This window comes from Nocardia aurantia (assembly GCF_009604425.1).
GTDB lineage: Bacteria > Actinomycetota > Actinomycetes > Mycobacteriales > Mycobacteriaceae > Nocardia > Nocardia aurantia.
In genome coordinates, this window is the sequence record NZ_WEGI01000018.1 from 60,563 (window position 1) to 77,467 (window position 16,905).

The 16,905-nt window shown below is 70.2% G+C and carries 17 protein-coding genes; 9 read left to right on the plus strand and 8 right to left on the minus strand.

The genetic code is table 11. From position 1 onward, the window contains the following. The first annotated feature begins 6 nt into the window (after positions 1 to 6). Entirely contained in the window at positions 7 to 933 is a 927-nt protein-coding gene (locus NRB56_RS34485) for an alpha/beta fold hydrolase (RefSeq protein WP_227838573.1), read from the plus strand. 90 nt (positions 934 to 1,023) lie between these two features. Here the strand turns inward: NRB56_RS34485 and NRB56_RS34490 are convergent, their stop codons facing one another. Continuing rightward, positions 1,024 to 1,944, minus strand: coding sequence for a GlxA family transcriptional regulator (locus NRB56_RS34490; RefSeq protein WP_153348556.1), 921 nt, complete (start codon positions 1,942 to 1,944; stop codon positions 1,024 to 1,026). Between the two features lie 71 nt (positions 1,945 to 2,015). Here NRB56_RS34490 and NRB56_RS34495 point away from each other — a divergent pair, with 71 nt between their 5' ends. After that, entirely contained in the window at positions 2,016 to 2,351 is a 336-nt protein-coding gene (locus NRB56_RS34495; RefSeq protein WP_153348557.1) for a cupin domain-containing protein, read from the plus strand. A 6-nt stretch (positions 2,352 to 2,357) separates the two neighbouring features. On the opposite strand, the gene NRB56_RS34500 is transcribed toward NRB56_RS34495, so the two are convergent. Together NRB56_RS34500 and NRB56_RS34505 are read right to left on the minus strand one after the other, a co-directional pair. Then, positions 2,358 to 2,915 carry a hypothetical protein gene (locus tag NRB56_RS34500; RefSeq protein WP_153348558.1) on the minus strand — a complete coding sequence of 186 codons (558 nt, stop codon included), beginning with the start codon at positions 2,913 to 2,915 and terminating at the stop codon, positions 2,358 to 2,360. A gap of 122 nt (positions 2,916 to 3,037) precedes the next feature. Continuing rightward, positions 3,038 to 4,210, minus strand: coding sequence for a helix-turn-helix domain-containing protein (locus NRB56_RS34505; RefSeq protein WP_194291097.1), 1,173 nt, complete (start codon positions 4,208 to 4,210; stop codon positions 3,038 to 3,040). A 112-nt stretch (positions 4,211 to 4,322) separates the two neighbouring features. Here NRB56_RS34505 and NRB56_RS34510 point away from each other — a divergent pair, with 112 nt between their 5' ends. The 6 genes from NRB56_RS34510 to NRB56_RS34535 all read left to right on the plus strand — a co-directional run bounded on the left by NRB56_RS34510 (position 4,323) and on the right by NRB56_RS34535 (position 11,582). Beyond that, entirely contained in the window at positions 4,323 to 5,117 is a 795-nt protein-coding gene (locus NRB56_RS34510) for a GTPase family protein (RefSeq protein ID WP_153348560.1), read from the plus strand. A gap of 208 nt (positions 5,118 to 5,325) precedes the next feature. Then, on the plus strand, positions 5,326 to 6,441 hold the full coding sequence (locus NRB56_RS34515; protein ID WP_153348561.1) for a polyprenyl synthetase family protein: 1,116 nt from the start codon (positions 5,326 to 5,328) through the stop codon (positions 6,439 to 6,441). 9 nt (positions 6,442 to 6,450) lie between these two features. Further along, entirely contained in the window at positions 6,451 to 7,989 is a 1,539-nt protein-coding gene (crtI, locus tag NRB56_RS34520; RefSeq protein ID WP_153348562.1) for a phytoene desaturase family protein, read from the plus strand. Positions 7,990 to 7,999: 10 nt separating this feature from the next. Continuing rightward, on the plus strand, positions 8,000 to 8,932 hold the full coding sequence (locus NRB56_RS34525; RefSeq protein ID WP_153348563.1) for a phytoene/squalene synthase family protein: 933 nt from the start codon (positions 8,000 to 8,002) through the stop codon (positions 8,930 to 8,932). Next, positions 8,929 to 10,503: an FAD-dependent oxidoreductase gene (locus NRB56_RS34530; RefSeq protein ID WP_153348564.1), complete on the plus strand. Its 1,575-nt coding sequence runs from the start codon at positions 8,929 to 8,931 to the stop codon at positions 10,501 to 10,503. Before NRB56_RS34525 ends, NRB56_RS34530 begins: the two co-directional genes overlap by 4 nt. Further along, positions 10,500 to 11,582, plus strand: a complete 1,083-nt coding sequence (locus tag NRB56_RS34535) for a DUF5914 domain-containing protein (protein WP_406603571.1) — start codon at positions 10,500 to 10,502, stop codon at positions 11,580 to 11,582. The genes NRB56_RS34530 and NRB56_RS34535 overlap by 4 nt, the downstream gene beginning before the upstream one ends. A 32-nt stretch (positions 11,583 to 11,614) precedes the next feature. Here NRB56_RS34535 and NRB56_RS34540 read toward each other — a convergent pair whose 3' ends face one another. Genes NRB56_RS34540 through NRB56_RS34550 form a run of 3 tightly spaced genes read right to left on the minus strand, consistent with a single transcriptional unit; the run spans position 11,615 to position 12,974 of the window. Beyond that, entirely contained in the window at positions 11,615 to 12,043 is a 429-nt protein-coding gene (locus tag NRB56_RS34540) for a hypothetical protein (protein WP_153348565.1), read from the minus strand. After that, positions 12,040 to 12,555 (minus strand): helix-turn-helix domain-containing protein, encoded by a 516-nt coding sequence (locus tag NRB56_RS34545; protein WP_227838574.1) that lies wholly within the window; start codon positions 12,553 to 12,555, stop codon positions 12,040 to 12,042. Before NRB56_RS34545 ends, NRB56_RS34540 begins: the two co-directional genes overlap by 4 nt. Before the next feature lie 14 nt (positions 12,556 to 12,569). Continuing rightward, positions 12,570 to 12,974 (minus strand): hypothetical protein, encoded by a 405-nt coding sequence (locus NRB56_RS34550; protein WP_153348566.1) that lies wholly within the window; start codon positions 12,972 to 12,974, stop codon positions 12,570 to 12,572. Between the two features lie 458 nt (positions 12,975 to 13,432). Here NRB56_RS34550 and NRB56_RS34555 point away from each other — a divergent pair, with 458 nt between their 5' ends. After that, a complete protein-coding gene (locus tag NRB56_RS34555) occupies positions 13,433 to 14,533 on the plus strand; it encodes a hypothetical protein (protein WP_153348567.1) in 1,101 nt (366 codons plus the stop codon). A gap of 192 nt (positions 14,534 to 14,725) precedes the next feature. On the opposite strand, the gene NRB56_RS34560 is transcribed toward NRB56_RS34555, so the two are convergent. After that, the gene (locus tag NRB56_RS34560; RefSeq protein ID WP_227838575.1) at positions 14,726 to 15,520 is read right to left on the minus strand and encodes a hypothetical protein; all 795 of its coding nucleotides are present in this window, start codon (positions 15,518 to 15,520) and stop codon (positions 14,726 to 14,728) included. A gap of 227 nt (positions 15,521 to 15,747) precedes the next feature. After that, positions 15,748 to 16,899, minus strand: coding sequence for an acyl-CoA dehydrogenase family protein (locus NRB56_RS34565; RefSeq protein WP_319943959.1), 1,152 nt, complete (start codon positions 16,897 to 16,899; stop codon positions 15,748 to 15,750). Positions 16,900 to 16,905 lie beyond the last annotated feature (6 nt).

Consider the following 16,905-nt stretch of genomic DNA (forward strand, 5'->3'; position numbering starts at 1 on the left):
AACGGTATGCGCGAACATTCCACCACGGCAACCGATCCCGGCCGGCGCCGCTTCCTCGAGCTGCTGACCGCCGCCGTCGCGTTCGGCGGGCCGGCGGTCCGCGGCGCCGCCGTCGCGAACGCGGATCCCCCGGAACAGCTGGTGCCACTGCCGGACGGCCACATCCATGTCGTCACCGACGGCCCGCCCGGCGCCCCGGCGATCGTGCTGCTGCACGGCCTGGCCGGATCGACCGCCTGGTGGGATCCGGTGGTCCCCGCGCTCGCGGATCACCACGTGGTCCGGATCGATCTGCTCGGCCACGGCCGCTCCGACAAGCCGGACACCGGCTACGGCATACCCGAACAGGCCGGGCGGGTCGCGGCGGTACTCGATCGGCTCGGCGTGCCGCGGGCGGTGATCGTCGGTCACTCCACCGGCGGCTACGTCGCGACCGCGCTGGCCGAACAGCGCCCCGACCTGGTCACCGCGATCGGCGTGATCGACACCGGCCCGCGACTGGACGCGTTCACCGACAACGGCCCGGTGGGCGATCTGCTGTTCATCCCGGCGATCGGGCGGCCCTTGTGGCCGCTGCTGCCGGACGCCGCGATCCGCGCCTCCCTCGGCTCCGCGTTCACCCCCGGCGTGCCGATCCCCGACCGACTGGTCGCCGACGTCCGCGGCATGACCTATCGCAGCCTGACCGCGACCTCCACGGCCTCGGACGTCTACCTTCGCGAACGCCCCGAACCGGACCGCCTGACCGATCTCGCCCTGCCGGCGCTCCTGCTCTACGGCACCTGCGATCAGCGCTGGCAACCGGCGTCCTTCGCGGAATACGGCCGGGTACCGGGGATCCGGATCGAAACCCTCGATTGCGGTCACACACCCATGATCGAGGAACCCGGCCCTACCGGCGCCCTGCTCCGCGATTTCGCCGAGAACCACTGAGGCACACTTGTTTTCGTCGGTCCGACGCGGGCAAGCCGGGCATCGATACCACCTACCCGGCAGCGGATCCGGTCAACGGCGGTGGGGCGGTCAGGTCCGGGTGGCGCGGCGGTAGGCGCCCGGGGTGGTGCCGAAGCGGGTGCGGAAGCGGCGGCGGAGGTTGACCGCCGAGGTGAGGCCTACTCGGGTCGCGATCGTTTCTACGGGTAGGTCCGTGTGTTCCAGCAGGGAGCGGGCCTCGGCCACTCGGCGCGACAGCAGCCAGGCGCCGGGGCTGGTGCCGAGGCGTTCGCCGAAGCGGCGGGCCAGGGTGCGGGGTGAGACGCCGAGGTGAGTGGCCATGTCGCGCACCGACAGTGGTTCGGCCAGCCGGGAACCGGCCCAGGCCAGCAATCCGTCCAGGTCGTCGAGCGGTGGATGTGGTGAGCGAGCGTCCTCGCGGTGCGGGGGCATCACCATGTGGCGGGTGAGCAGGGCGGCGTGGGCGGGGCCGTGATCGCGGCGGACCAGATGCAGGCACAGGTCGAGCCCGGCGCCCGCGCCGGCGCTGGTGGCGACGTCGCCGTGGTCGATGAACAGGCGGCCGGGTTCGACGCGTACCCGCGGGAATTCGGCCGCCAGCCGGGCGGCCCGGGCCCAGTGTGTGGTGGCCGTGCGGCCGTCCAGCAGTCCGGTCCGGGCCAGCGCGAACACGCCGGAGCAGATGGTCACCAGGCGCGCTCCGCGCGCGTGGGCCGCCAGCAGGGCGTGCCGCACCGGCTCGGTCAGTGGTTCGGAGACCGGCGTCCAGCCGGGGATGAGCACGGTGTCGGCGGTGGCGAGCGCCGACAGATCCCGGTCCACCGAGATCGAGTATCCGGCGGTGGTGGGTACCGGGCCCGTGGTCTGCGCGCATACGCCGAATTCGTAGTACTGCGGCACCTCGGCGCGCGTGGTGCCGAACACCTCCACGGCGCAGCCGAGTTCGAAGATCGACTGCACCGGACGCACCAGGGCCACCACGCGATGCATGGCAGGAATGTACCCCCAGGGGGCCGGTCCGGCACTGTCCGGGTGCGGCGGCGCGCGGCATCGTGGCGGGTATGCATTCCGAGATCCTCAGCCAGGACGGTTATGTCGCCGTCGGCCTCACCGAAGCTCCGGTCCGCGAACTGTTCCCGGGCATCCGGCTGCGCCCGCTGTGGCGGGACGCCTCCGGGGCGCACGCGAACGTGCTGGAGATGGACGCCGGTTCGTCGTGGCCGCACCGCGACGTCCACGAGCCCGGACCGGAGGAGGTGTACGTGGTCGCGGGTGTATTCCACGACGGCGCAAGGGATTATCCGGCCGGGACGTTCCTGCACGCGCCGGCGGGCACCTGGCACGTGCCCGCCACCACCGTCGGATGCACGCTGTTCCTGTTCTATCCGCGGGGCTGACGGCGCTCAGCGGTGGTCGACCAGGCGCACCTGCGGGGCGACCGTCTCCAGTACGGCTGTGAGACGGGCGATGTCGAGGCTCCAGCCGTCGATTCCCTTGGCGCACTGGAGCAAACGTCCGTCGGGCGCCCCGCTGAGAGCGGTGACCGCGTACGTCAGGCCCCGGCCGCCCGAGCCGGCCGGCGCGCTGGACAGCGGCGGAGCGTAGGCGTGGCGCAGGATTCCGATCCACGGATGCCCGGCGGCCGTGTACTGCCGCCACAGCACCACCGCCTCGACGTCGGCCCACGGGAACTGCCGCGTGGTCGCCCGATATCGCAACAGGTTGCCGCCCAGCGTGATTCCGGTGGCATCGACGCGCAGTGCGACCCGGCGCGACAGCGAACTGACCAGCGCCAGCAGCCCGCCGCCGCCGAACAGCAGCAGGGTGCCGACCCGGGCACTGGTGGACATGTGCGGCGTGAGGATCGCACCCGCCACGAAAGCGGCGGCACACAGCAGCAGGAACACCGTCTTCGGATTGAAGCTGTATCGCTGTTCGTAGACCATCCCCGCACCCGGCATCCGGCCGGTCCTCCTTCGAACCCACGCTAGCACCGCGGCGCTGCCGCACACAGTGCCGCGGTGGCGAACTCCGGCGCTCGGATACGTTGCCGGACAACGACTCAGGAGTGCCGGTGCCGCACTCAGCCGGTGGCCGGCGCGTTGTGCAGCGCGGACATCAGCATCAGCCGCAGGGTGCGCGAGGACGAATGATGGTGCTGCCGGAGCAGATCGCCCGACAACATCCGGATCTCGTCGTAGGCGGTGGCCGAACGGGTGTGGCGGACATCCTCCAGGGCCGACCCGATCACCGGCTCCGCCCGGTCCAGATCGCCCGCGGCGACCAGCGCCCGGGCCAGCCGGATGCTGTGCCGGCCCCGCGCCCGGCGGGCCGGTGCCGGTATGCCGAGGGTGACATGTTCCAGCAGATCCGCGGCCCGGTCGAAGCGGCCCAGATCGAAATAGCACCAGCCGGCGATCGCGTGATCCAGCCCGCCGATCGACGAGCCGAAACGAACTGCGGCATGGCCGGATTCGGTATCGAAGTCGGCGGCCTGCGCGAGCGCGCGGTCACACGCGCCCGGATTGCCGACCAGGGCGTATGCCTGCGCCTCGCGGTGCGCGGCCAGTCGCCGGACCTGGCCGGGCACGGTGGGATCGTCGCGTACCAGTGCCGCGAGTTCGATCGCCGCCCTGGCATCGCGCCGGTAGAGGGCGAATTCGGCGTGCCGCACGAAGGCGTAGGCGGCGAGGCCGTGATCGCCCGCGTCCGCGGCGATCCGGGCCGATTCGTCGGTCCAGTGGCTCGCGGACGCGACATCGCCGACCTCCTGCGCCATCCAGCCCGCGTATTCGGCACAGCGGGCCGCGAGCAGCAGCAGACCGCGCTGCGCCGCGGCGCCGCTACGGAGCACGCGCGCCTGGGTGGCCACCATCGGCAGCACATGTGCGGCCGCGGTGCCCTGGCCGAGCCGGCGCAGTTCGTCGTAGATCGCGGTGTATCCGCTGAGTACGTCGTCGGCCAGCGGGGCGGCGAACGTCGCCGGACGCAGTTCGGCGCGTTCGGGTTCCGCGGCCGGCTCGTCCGGCCCGCGACCCCCCGAGTCGGTGGCGGGGACGAGGGCGCTCAGCATGCCGTCGGTGGCGAGGGCGGCGTCGCACCGCCGCGCGAAATCGGCACTGGGCTGCCGCTCGCCACGCTCGACCCGGCTCAGATACCCCTTGTCGTAGTGGATTCTCCTGGCCAACTGGGCCAGCGAGAGTTCCGCTGCCTCCCGTTGCCTGCGCAGCTCCAACCCGAATCGTGGTGAACTCATAGCGACTTCCTGTAGGGCACGGCCGATCCTGTCTCGCGTTGCCCGTTGCCTCCGGAAGGAGGCCACTGGCAACCGATTCCGATGACGCCGCCCCCCGACGCACCCTGTACCCGTGAGCCGCGGTGAGGAGAACCACGAACTCGACGAAAACCTTGGCGATGCCATCCTTCGTACTCTTTCACACCATATAGAGAGTGCGCCACCGACAATCGGTGTCGTTGGCGTTTCGGGTGTCGGTAAGTCGTCGACAATTAACGCGTTGTTCAAAACCGACCTTCCGGTTAGCGACACCGTTGCCCGAACTAAGGAATTCGAATCGGTGGATCTCTCCGTGCAATTCCGCCCGCGGTCGGCCCCGCATATCGGCGCGGTACCCCCGAGCGTGTTCGCCCCGCAGGTCAGGCTGCGGGTGCTGGACGCGCCGGGCCTCGGCGAGAATCCGCGTTCCGACGAGACGTACCTGCGGTCCTATCGGGAACACCTGCCCGGTTGCGACGCGATTCTCTGGGTGCTGGCGGCGCGCAGCCGTGCGATGGCGCTGGATCAGCACTACCTCACCGAACTCGCCGATTTCCGCGAGCGGATGGTATTCGGCGTCAATCAGGTCGACGCCGTGGAACCGGCCGAATGGCGGCGGGCTTCGAATCGTCCGTCGCCCCGCCAGGAAAGTAACATCGGCGAAATATTGGCCGACCGAACAGTTCGTTTGACGGACATTGTCGGCCCCGATCCGACGGTCATCGGATATTCGTCCCGGCACGGTTACCGGCTCGATCAGCTGTTCCAGGCGCTGCTCACCGTGTGCCCGTCGCGGCGGCAGTGGATGTTCGCGGGCCTCAAGAACTTCAGTCATCGCGATTTCGGCGTCGACCGAGTGCGGCCCATCGATCGAAAGGACGCGTTGTGACAACGCCGGATCGGGACAGGACCGCCGTGGCGCGGGCCCTGCGCGGACAACCACGGGCACACTGAGCGAGGCGGCGCCGGACGCCGTCCCGGCGGAACGGGACGAAATCGTAACCATTGCGCTGCCGCACGGTGAGCAACTTCGTGCATCGTTTCTGCATCGTTTACGGTAGGGTGGGGGTACCTTTCGAGGAAGGAACCATGCCCGCATGGGCTCACACTCGCTTGCCCCCAGCACCGTGCCGGCCGCCGACGGGGTGCCGCCGGGCGCCGCCGAGCCGATCGGCGCCTGGCGTACCGCCGTGCGGGCGCGCGTCCTCGACGAGCTCGACGCGTTCCTGAATCGCAATCGCGTCGCCCCGCTGCACGGGATCGCCGTGGACGACATCGCCCGGCAGTACGTCGGCGGCGGGAAGTGCCTGCGGTCGAGTTTCATGTATCTGGGCTGGCTGTGCGGTCGCGAACCCGAGCCGGCCGCGATCCGCGCCGCCGCGTCCCTGGAACTGTTGCACGCGTTCGCGCTGGTGCAGGACGACGTGATGGACGAGGCCGAGGTCCGGCGCAATCGGCCCGCCGCGCACGTGCACTTCGAGCAGCGGCACCGGCAGGCGGGCCTGCCCGGCGACGCGCGCCGGTTCGGTGAGTCCGCGGCGGTGCTGCTGGGCGATATCTGCCTGATCTGGGCCGCGAACATGTTGCGGGACAGCGGAATCGACCGCGACGCGTTGCATCGGGTGCTGCCCCGTTACGACGCGATGCGAACGGAGTTGGCGCTCGGGCAGTTCGCCGATCTGCTCAACGACGCCCGCACCGATCCGGACCTCGACACGGTGCTGGCCGTCGCGGCCGCGAAATCCGGTAACTACACGGTCCGCCGGCCGCTGGAACTCGGTGCGGCGATGGCGGATTGCGGCGAGGCCGGGCTGGCGGCGCTGAGTCGTTACGGTCACGTCGTCGGCGAGGCGTTCCAGTTGCGCGACGACATCCTGGGCGTCTTCGGCGCTCCCGCGGTGACGGGCAAACCGGCCGACAGCGATCTGGGCCAGCACAAGGCCACCACGGTGGTGGTCGCCGCCCGCCGGCTCGCCGACACCGCCACCCGGCGCGAGCTGACCGCGTTGCTGTCGGCGCCCGAACTCGACGCCGCGGGGGTCGAGCAGCTGCGCGTCCTGATCACGGCGACGGGCGCCCGCGAGCACGTCGAGGCGATGATCGACGACCGGCTCGCCGAGGCGCGCGAAATCACCGCCGCCGCACCGCTACCCGAATCACAACGAGATCTGCTCGACGGCATGGCCGACATCTGTACCGACCGGGAAACGTGAAGGAGCGCGATGCGCACGATCAGGGGCCGCAGCGACCACGTCGTCGTCGTGGGGGCCGGGCTGGCCGGATTGTCGGCGGCCCTGCACCTGGCGGGCCGCGGCCGGGCGGTGACGATACTGGAACGCGATCCGGTGCCCGGCGGCCGCACCGGGCGCGCGGACATCGGCGGCTACCACCTCGACACCGGGCCCACGGTGCTGACCATGCCGGAGCTGATCGAGGGAGTCTTCGCCGCCGTCGGTGAGCGGATGTCGGACCGGCTGACCCTGCGGCCGGTCGAACCCGCGTACCGGGCCCGGTTCGCCGACGGCCGGGAGATCGAGGTGCACACCGATCTCGACCGCATGGCCGACGCGGTCACCGCGTTCGCGGGCCACAAGCAGGCGAACGGCTATGTGCGCCTGCGAGATTGGCTGACCAGGCTGTACGACGCGGAGTTCGACGATTTCATCGCCGCCGATTTCGACTCGCCGCTGTCGCTGCTTACGCCGCAGCTGGCCCGGCTGGCCGCCCTGGGCGGATTCCGGAACTGGGACCGCGCCGTCGCCACGCACGTCACCGATCCGGATCTGCGGCGGCTGTTCACCTTCCAGTCCCTGTACGCCGGTGTCACGCCCGATCGGGCGCTCGCCGCCTACGCCGTCATCGCCTACATGGACACGATCGGCGGCGTGTGGTTCCCCGAAGGCGGCATGCGCGCGCTGCCGGACGCCCTCGCCGCGGCCGCGGAGGCGGCGGGGGTGCGAATCCGCTACTCCACCACGGTGTCCGGGATGGACCGGGCCGGGTCACGGGTGCGCGCGGTGGTCACCGCCGCGGGTGAGCGGATCCCGTGCGACGCGGTGGTCGCGACCACCGAACTGGCCGACACGTACCGGATGCTCTCGCATCGGTCCCGCCGGCCGCGCGGGGTCACCGCGGCGCCGTCGGCGGTGGTCGTGCACCTCGGGTGCGCGGCGGTCCCCCAGCTGGCGCACCACACGCTGTTGTTCGGGCGCGCCTGGGAGGAGACGTTCCGCGACATCACCGTGCACGGCCGCGTGATGTCCGATCCGTCGCTGCTGCTGACCCGCCCGACCGCCGGCGATCCGGCACTGGCGCCGGCGGGCCGCGACCTGCTGTATCTGCTGGCACCGGCGCCGAACCTCGAACGCGGACCGATCAATTGGGACAGATTCGCCGACGCCTACACCGAGGAGCTGCTCGGCGTGGTCCGCGAGCGGCTGCCGGACGCGTTGCCGGACGCGCAGGTGCTGCGCGTGACCACCCCCGCGGACTGGGCGCGGCAGGGAATGACGGCCGGAAGTCCGTTCGCACTGGCCCACACCTTCGCCCAGACCGGGCCGTTCCGGCCCTCGAACCTGATCCGGGGCATCGACAACGTGGTCCTGGCCGGCGGTTCCACCGTTCCCGGAGTGGGTATCCCGCCCGTGCTGATCTCCGGACGGCTGGCCGCCGATCGCGTCACGGGCCGGGTGCGCCGGTCGTCGTATCCGGTCCCGGCCGCCGCCGGGTCCGTCCGCCCCCGGCCCGCCTCCGCCGGATGATCGGAAACTGATGACGGACAACGTATTCGCCGTAGCCGACCGGGACAGCGCGAGCCTGCGCGAGTCCTATCGGGCCTGCCGGGAACTCAATGCCCGCCACGGCCGGACCTTCTTCCTCGCGACGCGCCTGCTGACCGCCGAGCAGCGTCCGGCGATCCACGCGCTGTACGGCTTCGCCCGCCGCGCCGACGACATCCTCGACCGGATCGACGCGAACGCCGGCACCGCCGAGCGGGAGAGACAGCTCGACGCGCTCGCCGAGCGATTCCGCGCGGGCGACGCCGGCGGCGACGCGGTGCTGCCCGCGGTCCTGCACACCGCGCGCACGCACCGCATTCCCGGCGTCCTGTTCGAGTCGTTCCTGACGTCGATGCGGATGGATCTGACCGTCACCGACTATCCGGACCGCGAAGCCCTCGACCGCTACGTCCACGGGTCCGCCGAAGTCATCGGCCTGCAAGTACTTCCGGTGCTCGGCACGGTCGCGCCGCACGAGGAGACCGCGCCGTACGCCGCGGCGCTCGGAAAAGCGTTCCAGCTGACCAACTTCCTGCGCGATGTCGACGAGGATCTCGTCCGCGACCGGGTGTACCTGCCCGCCGACGAACTAGCCGCCCACGGGGTCGACCGCGATCTGCTGCAGTGGTGCCAGGCACACCGCCGCACCGAACCGCGGGTCCGGCGGGCCCTCGCCGCCCAGCACGCGATCACCCGCGACGTGTACCGGTACGCGCGGCGGGGTATCGCACTGCTCGAACCGCGTTCGCGTCCGTGTGTGGCGACCGCGTGCACGCTCTACGGCGAAATCCTGGACCGCATCGAGGATCTCGACTTCGACATCTTCGTACACCGTGCCCGCGTGGGCATTCCGCGCCGGGCCGTGGTGGGGGTCCGTGGGCTCGCGGAGGCCTGGCGGGTCCGTCGCGAGGACGGCCGGCGATGACCACCCTGATCGCCGACGACGCGGCGGTGGGTACGGACCCACGCCGGGTCCGGCATGGCGCCACGCCCGGCACGCACGATCTCACCCGGTCGGGCGTGCCACCGCGGGTGGCCGTGATCGGCGCCGGCATCGCCGGGCTGGCCGCGGCGACCGGGCTGGCCGAGCGCGGGGTGACCGTCGAACTGCTCGAACGCGAGCAGGTGCTCGGCGGCCGGGTCGCGGGCTGGACCGAACACCTGCCCGACGGCACCGCGGTCGGGATGAACCGGGGCTTCCACGCCTTCTTCCGCCAGTACTACAACCTGCGGAAACTGTTGTCCCGCAGCGATCCCGGCCTGAGCCGGCTGCGCGCGCTGCCCGACTATCCGCTGATCGACGCGCACGGCAACCGCGACAGCTTCCGCGGACTGCCCCGCACCCCACCGTGGAACGCGCTGGCCTTCGCCCTGCGCAGCCCGACGTTCCGGCTGCGCGACCTGGTGCGGATCGACGCGCGGGCCGCGGCGCCGCTGGCCGCGGTGTCGGTTCCGGAGATCTACGACACCCTCGATCACCTGGACGCGGACAGCTTCCTGCGCGCGGTCCGTTTCCCCACCGCCGCACAGCATCTGGCCTTCGAGGTGTTCTCCCGCAGCTTCTTCGCCGTGCCGCACCGGATGTCGGCCGCGGAGCTGGCCGCGATGTTCCACATCTACTTCCTCGGCTCGAGCGAGGGCCTGATCTTCGATGTGGCCGAGGACAATTTCGACACCGCGCTGTGGACACCGTTGCGCGAGTATCTGACCGGCCCGGCGGTGCCCGGCAGGGTCACCGTCCATACCGGTGTGCGGGTCACCGAGATCCGGCGTCCCGGTTCGACGGGGCTGCGGGTGCTCGACGACACCGGCGCGGCACTGGAGGTCGACGCCGTGGTCCTCGCCACCGACATCGCCGGACTGCGGGACATCGTCACCGCCTCCCCCGAACTGGGCATCCCGCCGTGGCGGGCCGCCATCGCCGAACTCGCCACCGCCCCACCGTTTCTGGTGCACCGGCTGTGGCTGGACCACCCCGTGGCCGCGGACCGGCCGGCCTTCATGGCCACCGGCGGCCTGGACCCCCTGGACAACGTGAGCGTGCTGGAGCGCTACGAACGCGGCGCCGCCGACTGGGCGCGGCGCAACCACGGCAGCGTCGTCGAATTGCACGCCTACGCACTGGATTCCGGCATGGACGACGATCCGCGCGGCCGCCTGCTGGACCGCCTGCACGAGATCTATCCGGAGACCGCCGGCGCGACCGTCCTCGGTGCGACGACCCTGCGGCACGCCGACTGCCCCCGGTTCGCTCCCGGCGACTTCACCGGCCGCCCCAGCATCCGCACCCCCGACCCCGACGTCGTACTGGCCGGTGACGGCATCCGCATCGACCTGCCGGTCGCCCTGATGGAACGCGCCGCCACCACCGGCTGGACCGCCGCCAACACGCTGCTGGCCCGCTGGGGCGCCGCCGGGCACACCCTGCAGACGGTGCCGACCCACGGCCGCTCCCGGCTGCTGCGCAGCCTCGCGACCCGGACGGGGGCCCTGTGAGCAGACTTCGCACGGTCGCCGACCGAGCCAGGAAATCCATTCCCCTGCACCTGTTCTCGCCCACCCCGTGGCCCGCCCAGCAACCCACCTACGAACAGGCCCGCCCCGGCCTGATCGAGGCCGCCCTGAAATCGGCGACCGCGCAGCCCTCCGGGAACTGGTACGTCTTCGCCCCCAGCCGGGACGTCCGCGCGGGAAAGCCGTTCGGCGCCACCGTCGCCGGCGTGGAGATCGTCGCCTGGCGGGACACGCACGGCGTCCTGCACGCGGGCCCGCGCGCCTGCCCCCACCTCGGCGCCGACCTGGCCACCGCCCGCATGCACGAGGGCGCGCTGCTGTGCCGCTGGCACGGCCTGCGCATCGACGGCGCCCCCACCCCGCGCTGGTCCCCGTTCCCGGCCCACGACGACGGCGTGCTGTGCTGGGTCCGCCTCGACCGCGTCGGCAACGAAACCCCCACCGACACACCGATACTCCCCGCCCGCCCGGCCGACACCCGGGTCCACGCGGTCGCCACCGTCACCGGTACCTGCGAACCGGACGACATCATCGCCAACCGCCTCGATCCGTGGCACGGCTCCTGGTTCCACCCCTACTCCTTCGCGAACCTCCGGGTCACCCGTACCCCCACGCCCGACGACGATCGCTTCCTGCTCACGGTCACCTTCCGGGTCGGCCCGCGCCTCGGCGTCCCCGTCGAGGCCGAATTCACCTGTCCCGACCCGAGAACCATCGTCATGCGCATCCTGTCCGGCGAAGGCGTGGGCAGCGTCGTCGAAACCCACGCCACCCCGGTCGATCCCGGTCCCGACGGACTGGCCCGCACCACGGTGACCGAGGCCGTGATAGCCGACTCCACCCGCCCAGGTTTCCGCGCCGCCCACCACGCCCTCCCCCTCCTGCGACCCCTGATGCGCCACACCGCATTACGCCTCTGGCGCGACGACCTCACCTATGCCGAGCGCCGGTATCGGCAGCGGACGCGGCGGGATGCGCGCACGCCGCAGACTTTCACGGCGCATTACGGGCCATCCTCAGACCCCGAACAGGACGCGACACCACCGGACCCACTCGGCTGAGCGGGGCCGAGCGGCGAATCACGTCCGGGACATCATGTGGGGCCGGCCGATGTGGAAATCGCGGTATCGGCGCGTATGACCTTGAAGGGCAGCGCTGCACTGACATCGGTACCGTCGAGCGCAGCGATCCACCGGTACGCACCCGGAGACAACGGCAATCCGGGCGCCAAATTGACTGTAGCCAATGCCCGAAGTGCTCCGGCTTCGGTGTTCAGTTCCCCCCGAAAACGAAGTTCGGTGCCCTCCGCATCGAGTTTCACGGGCTCGTTACCGGTATCCAGACAGGTGATCGTGAGCGGCATCGGATCGTTCGAAACTCGCACGACTTCGAAATCGACGAATATCACCAGAGAGATCGGCGGGGTCGGAGTGGTGATCTGATCCCAGCCCAGCCCCAGGGCATTCAGTTTACCGCTGGCATCTATTTGCGCCGAATCAGCCACGAACAATGTCAGTTTCATATGTGAACGGGATTCTCGATCGTGGTTCGCACGGTCTGGGTGGCAATCGTGGCCGCGCGGGATGCGCTGGGACCACTCACGGCATCGTTGACGAACGCGAAAGAGTTCGCGCGAAGTACCCGGTCAAGAAACGCAGGACCTGGACCGGCGACCCCAGCCTGGTTTCCCGGCCGGGACGGCGCCGACTCGGCCGATTCGCCCGCAACGGCCTGATCGAACGGAACAATGTCGAAGCGCACAACCGCGCCGACCGCGTACGCGTAATTTCGTATCATCGTGAGCGTGGGGTTCGAGTCCAGTCGCTCGAATCTGGAGATCGTGCTCTTGTCCACGCCGATCTGCTCCGCGATGTCCTTCTGTTCGAGCCCCGCAGCCTTGCGCGCCGCCACCAAGGCATCCTTCAGATCGAACTCGGCTTCGGCGAGCATGTCCGCGAGCGCCCGGTTGGCCGTCTTCGAGCGGAGTCGCGTCCCGCGGAACCTCATGGCCACCCGCCTTCCATCCGGTTGCATGTGCTGCAACTCTATCAGTGTTGCCGCAGCTTGCGGCAAGTTGTCGCAGCACTCCTGCACCAGCCTGCGAGCCTGTCCATCGCCGTTCCGATATGCCGATCCTGGGTCGGCAGGGACCTGTGCAGGGGCGTTCTGGCGGCCTTCGCCCCGACGAGACAGGCGACCAGCGACTTATCGTCCTCGGGGGCTTCGCCCCAGTACAGGCGCAGATGCTGGGTTTCGTTCCCACTGAGTGTTCGAAATTCGGCGATCCACGGCCGATTCAGGCGAGACAGTTTCAGCCCGACCGGGGCTCGATAGTCACCGTCTCCCAGGCCGTGCTTCTGCGCCCGGCGCATGAGTCCGCGAAAGAATGCAGCGGCTACCGGTTCCGCTTCGTCGAGAGCGTCGAATTCGTTTCTCCACGTGTCGAGTTCCACCCATACGCAACCCCCGGATGACGCCTTGGTGTAACTGTCCGAATTCATCGCCCCTGCTCTCGAATAACTGAGTCACCTTCGTACCGATGGGCTTCGCGGCCCCACACCGCCCACTCGCACTGCCGACGTTACAGCGCACAGGACGGGTCGATGGTTCGCGGTCCGCGGGGCGCGTGCCGGTGCCGTTGCCCGACGGTGCTGCTCTGCGCGGCGCCGGGCGGGCGCGATGGTGTGCCGGTCGAGTCTGGTGGCCGCATCTGACCGAGTGTCGGTGCGGCGGCTCAGCTTTCCGGGTGCCGATCGTGCTGCGGTAACCTTCTGTCCGCAAGCGTCGTCGGCCGGACGGTTTCGTCCGCAGCCGGGGACCTGCGTGAACCGCACCCCCAGCTCCGGAGACCGCTTTGCCTTCTCGACCAGATACGAAACGTGGACACCGCTGGTGGCCCGGTGCAGTCGTCGTGACGATCTGCCTCGCCGCATTGGTGTTCTTCGGCCTCGTGTCGGAGACACTCGATGGTCGGCCGTCCATGTCGCCGTTCGACGGCTGGGTGGCGGTGTTGCAGTCCGATCAGGATCCGATGGACGATCATGTCGAATTGTCCGTCGCCCCGGTTGTTTCCGGTGCGCCCGGTGACCATCCGCAGTTGACCTATTCGGTGGCCGTGTGCGGGGACTATCCGTTCCATGGTGTGCTGCTGATCGGGGGCGATGCGCGGCTGGCGGGGCTGCGGGCGAGCGGGGCGGTCGCGGGAGACGCCGATCGGCCGGTCGTGAACGCACTGCCGAATCCGGCTCTCGATGATGTGCAGTCGGGGCAGCGGCTCGCGCTCGGCGCGACACAGGCTGTCGCGCTGGACTTTCCGGAGGTCGGGCCGTGTGTGCAGACGCCGTCCGGATCGCTGGCCGGGAGTGTCTCGGCGCAGTTCACCGGTGCGGCGGGGGCGGGTGTGCAGCGGCACTGGGATCTCGGCTGGTGGCAGGCGCCCCGGTACGGGCAGGCGTGGCCCCGAATCGGTTCGCTGCCGGGAACTTCCGCGAGCGATGCGGGACCGTATGCCGGGGTCGACGCGCTGGCCGGGGTGTGGGCGCGGCCGCCTGCGACGACCTTTCGCGTGGACGGCGGGAAGCCTACTGCCGGAATGTTCGTCGACGGCGCGGTTCCGGCGGCCACCGCATCGGCGGGATCGGGCTGGGCACTGACTAATCCGTTCCAGCCGTCGGCGCGGTTGATCGACACCGATTCCCAGAGCCGGTGGGAGCAGCTTCGGGTGCTCGCGGGCATTCTGCTCGGGCTCGCGGTGGGCGTGGCGGGCATCCAGTTGTTCGGATGGTTGCGGGGCAGGTGGATCGAGCGCGCACCCGAGGTGGAGCTACCCGAGGTGGCCCCGCAGCCGGTGTGGCAGAGACGAACTCGTGAGCACAGGCCGCCTGTCGTGATGGACGAGCCCCGGCCGCCGCTGGAACTGATCGCCGTCTCGGTCGTGCTGATCGGTTCGGCGGCGATCTGGCTCACGAGGTCCGGACGGCGTCGGTCCCGGCATACCGGAAGTGGCTCCTGATCTTCCGGGTCCCGCCCGAAACCCGCATGGTCGGTTCGGTGTGGCACACATCGTTTCGATGCACGATGAGTGACAGCATGGGGACACTGTGCCGCTCACCGAGGCGCTGCGGATCGGCGGAGACCGGTGCGCCACCGGCGGACGCGCCGTGGCAGGTCGATCGCTGATCGGTCGGCCGAATCGCTCTCTCGCTCAGGCTGTCTCGACGACCGGGCGGATCAGCATCTCGGCGGTGTAGCCGTCGCCGGAATCCAGCCAGGCGCCGAATTCCTTGTCGCGGAAGCTGGTCGCCAGGGTGAGCCAACCGAGGAAGAAGCCGGTGCCGCCGCAGGTCGCGCTGCCACCGTCGCCGCCGCAGACGATGCCTCGCTCCGTGGTGAATTCGTGCCGGTATGGGTCCTGGCCGATCGACAGGCCCCACAGGTTCGGTTTACGGTGCGCACCCGCGGAGTGATCGAACGGGTAGCCGGTGTCGGGGGTGTCGTCGCCCCAGCGGAACAGGGTGGTGGCGCCTGCGCCACAGGCGTATTCCCATTCGTCCGGGGTGCTCGGCCGCACTCCCAGTGCCGACAACTTCTCCGACGCCTGCTCGTGGGTGACCTCGGCGCGGGGTTCCAGGGCTTCGACGCCGACCAGCATCGCGGGGAGATCGACCACGCGATCCGGTGAGGTCATCGTGTCGATGTACTCTGCGAGCGGTGGCAGGCCGTATTCGGCTGCGCTGTCGGCATAGTCGGCTGACTGATGTGGTGACGGGACGAAGCGGTCGCCCTCGTATCCGAGGCGGGCACGGGCGGCTGGGACGAGCGACAGACGCAGGCCGGCCCGCTCGAACCGGGCGGTCCGGTGTCGGCGGCCCGCGTATTCGCCGGGGTGGATGCCGAGCAGTTCGGCGGCGTTCTCCCGGGCGATCGCCCGTGCGACCCGCAGCGCGGCTTCGTCGGACAACTCCCGCCACCGCTCGGCGGTCAGATCGGCATGCGGCACTCCGGCATTCTGGCAGACGGTGCGTCAGTCCGGAGGGGTGGCAGCCGCTGTTCGATCCCTGCGCCGGCGTGGGCGACGGTGACCCCGTGCGGGCGCGGTGAGTCGTCGGAGTGGGGGCGAGGCGGCCGCCCGGGCGGTGGCTGATGCCCGCCGAGCGGCAGCCGCGAGTCGTACGGGTTCTCGGCCGCGACGATCCGCCGGGGGCGGCGAGTTCGCCTCCCGGCCGCTCAGCGCAGGCCGAGATCCTTCGCGATGATGGTCTTCATCACCTCGCTGGTGCCGGCGTAGATGCGGGCCACGCGGGCGTCGGTGTAGAGGCGGGCGATGGGGTATTCCATCATGTAGCCGTAGCCGCCGAACAATTGGAGGCAGCGGTCCACCACGCGGGCCTGGACCTCGGTGCAGAACAGTTTGGTGCGGGCGGCGTCCGGGGCGGAGAGCCGGTTCTCGACCAGTTCCATGACCGCGCGGTCCAGCATCGCCTGCGCCGCTTCGACTTCCGCCGACATGGCGGCGAGTTCGAATTTGGTGTTCTGGAATCCGGCGACCGCTTGGCCGAAGACCTTGCGCTCCTTGACGTAGTCGATCGTCGCGGCGATGGCGGCGTGCGCCTGCGCCACCGAACCCGTTGCGACCGTGATGCGTTCCTGCGCCAGGTTGTGGCCGAGATAGGAGAAGGCGGCGCCTTCCTCACCCAGGCGGTTGGTCACGGGGACGCGGACGTTGTCGAAGTGGAGTTCGACGGTGTCCTGGACCTTGCAGCCCATCTTGTCGAGGATGCGGCCCTTGGTGAAGCCGGGACGGCCGCTCTCCACCACGATCAGGGTGAGGCCGGCGCGGCGGTTGTCCGGGTCGGTGGACGTGCGGGCGCACACGATCACCAGGTCGGCGAGCAGGCCGCCGGTGATGAAGGTCTTGCCGCCGTTGATGATGTACTCGTCGCCGTCGCGGACCGCGGTGGTGCGCATGCCCGCCAGATCCGAACCGGTGCCGGGTTCGGTCATGCCGATCGCGGTGAGCAGGGTGCCGTTGGCGAGGCCCGGGAACCAGCGGTCACGCTGTTCGGCGTTCGCGTATTCCAGGAAGTACGGCAGGATCACGTCGATCTGGGTGCGGACCGTGCTCAGGGTGACCTGGGCGCGGTACGACTCCTCCTGCAGCACCATGTTGTAGCGGTAGTCGCGGACACCGCCGCCGCCGTACTCCTCGGGGATGGCGGTGCCGAGCAGGCCGAGCGAGCCGAGCTTCTCGAACACCTCCCGGGGCATGCGGCCGGCCTTCTCCCAGTCGGGGTAGCGGGGGACGACCTCCTTCTCGATGTACTCCCTCGCCAGTTGGCGGAAGGCCTCGTGGTCTTCGGTGAAAATGTCGCGGCGCACGAAAAC

What these genes read in the sequence shown, in the direction of transcription:
- NRB56_RS34485 (WP_227838573.1), top strand. Translation starts at nt 7, where the DNA reads ATGCGCGAACATTCCACCACGGCAACCGATCCCGGCCGGCGCCGCTTC.
- NRB56_RS34490 (WP_153348556.1), bottom strand. Translation starts at nt 1,944, where the DNA reads ATGCATCGCGTGGTGGCCCTGGTGCGTCCGGTGCAGTCGATCTTCGAA.
- NRB56_RS34495 (WP_153348557.1), top strand. Translation starts at nt 2,016, where the DNA reads ATGCATTCCGAGATCCTCAGCCAGGACGGTTATGTCGCCGTCGGCCTC.
- NRB56_RS34500 (WP_153348558.1), bottom strand. Translation starts at nt 2,915, where the DNA reads ATGCCGGGTGCGGGGATGGTCTACGAACAGCGATACAGCTTCAATCCG.
- NRB56_RS34505 (WP_194291097.1), bottom strand. Translation starts at nt 4,210, where the DNA reads ATGAGTTCACCACGATTCGGGTTGGAGCTGCGCAGGCAACGGGAGGCA.
- NRB56_RS34515 (WP_153348561.1), top strand. Translation starts at nt 5,326, where the DNA reads ATGGGCTCACACTCGCTTGCCCCCAGCACCGTGCCGGCCGCCGACGGG.
- crtI (WP_153348562.1), top strand. Translation starts at nt 6,451, where the DNA reads ATGCGCACGATCAGGGGCCGCAGCGACCACGTCGTCGTCGTGGGGGCC.
- NRB56_RS34525 (WP_153348563.1), top strand. Translation starts at nt 8,000, where the DNA reads ATGACGGACAACGTATTCGCCGTAGCCGACCGGGACAGCGCGAGCCTG.
- NRB56_RS34530 (WP_153348564.1), top strand. Translation starts at nt 8,929, where the DNA reads ATGACCACCCTGATCGCCGACGACGCGGCGGTGGGTACGGACCCACGC.
- NRB56_RS34540 (WP_153348565.1), bottom strand. Translation starts at nt 12,043, where the DNA reads ATGAAACTGACATTGTTCGTGGCTGATTCGGCGCAAATAGATGCCAGC.
- NRB56_RS34545 (WP_227838574.1), bottom strand. Translation starts at nt 12,555, where the DNA reads ATGCAACCGGATGGAAGGCGGGTGGCCATGAGGTTCCGCGGGACGCGA.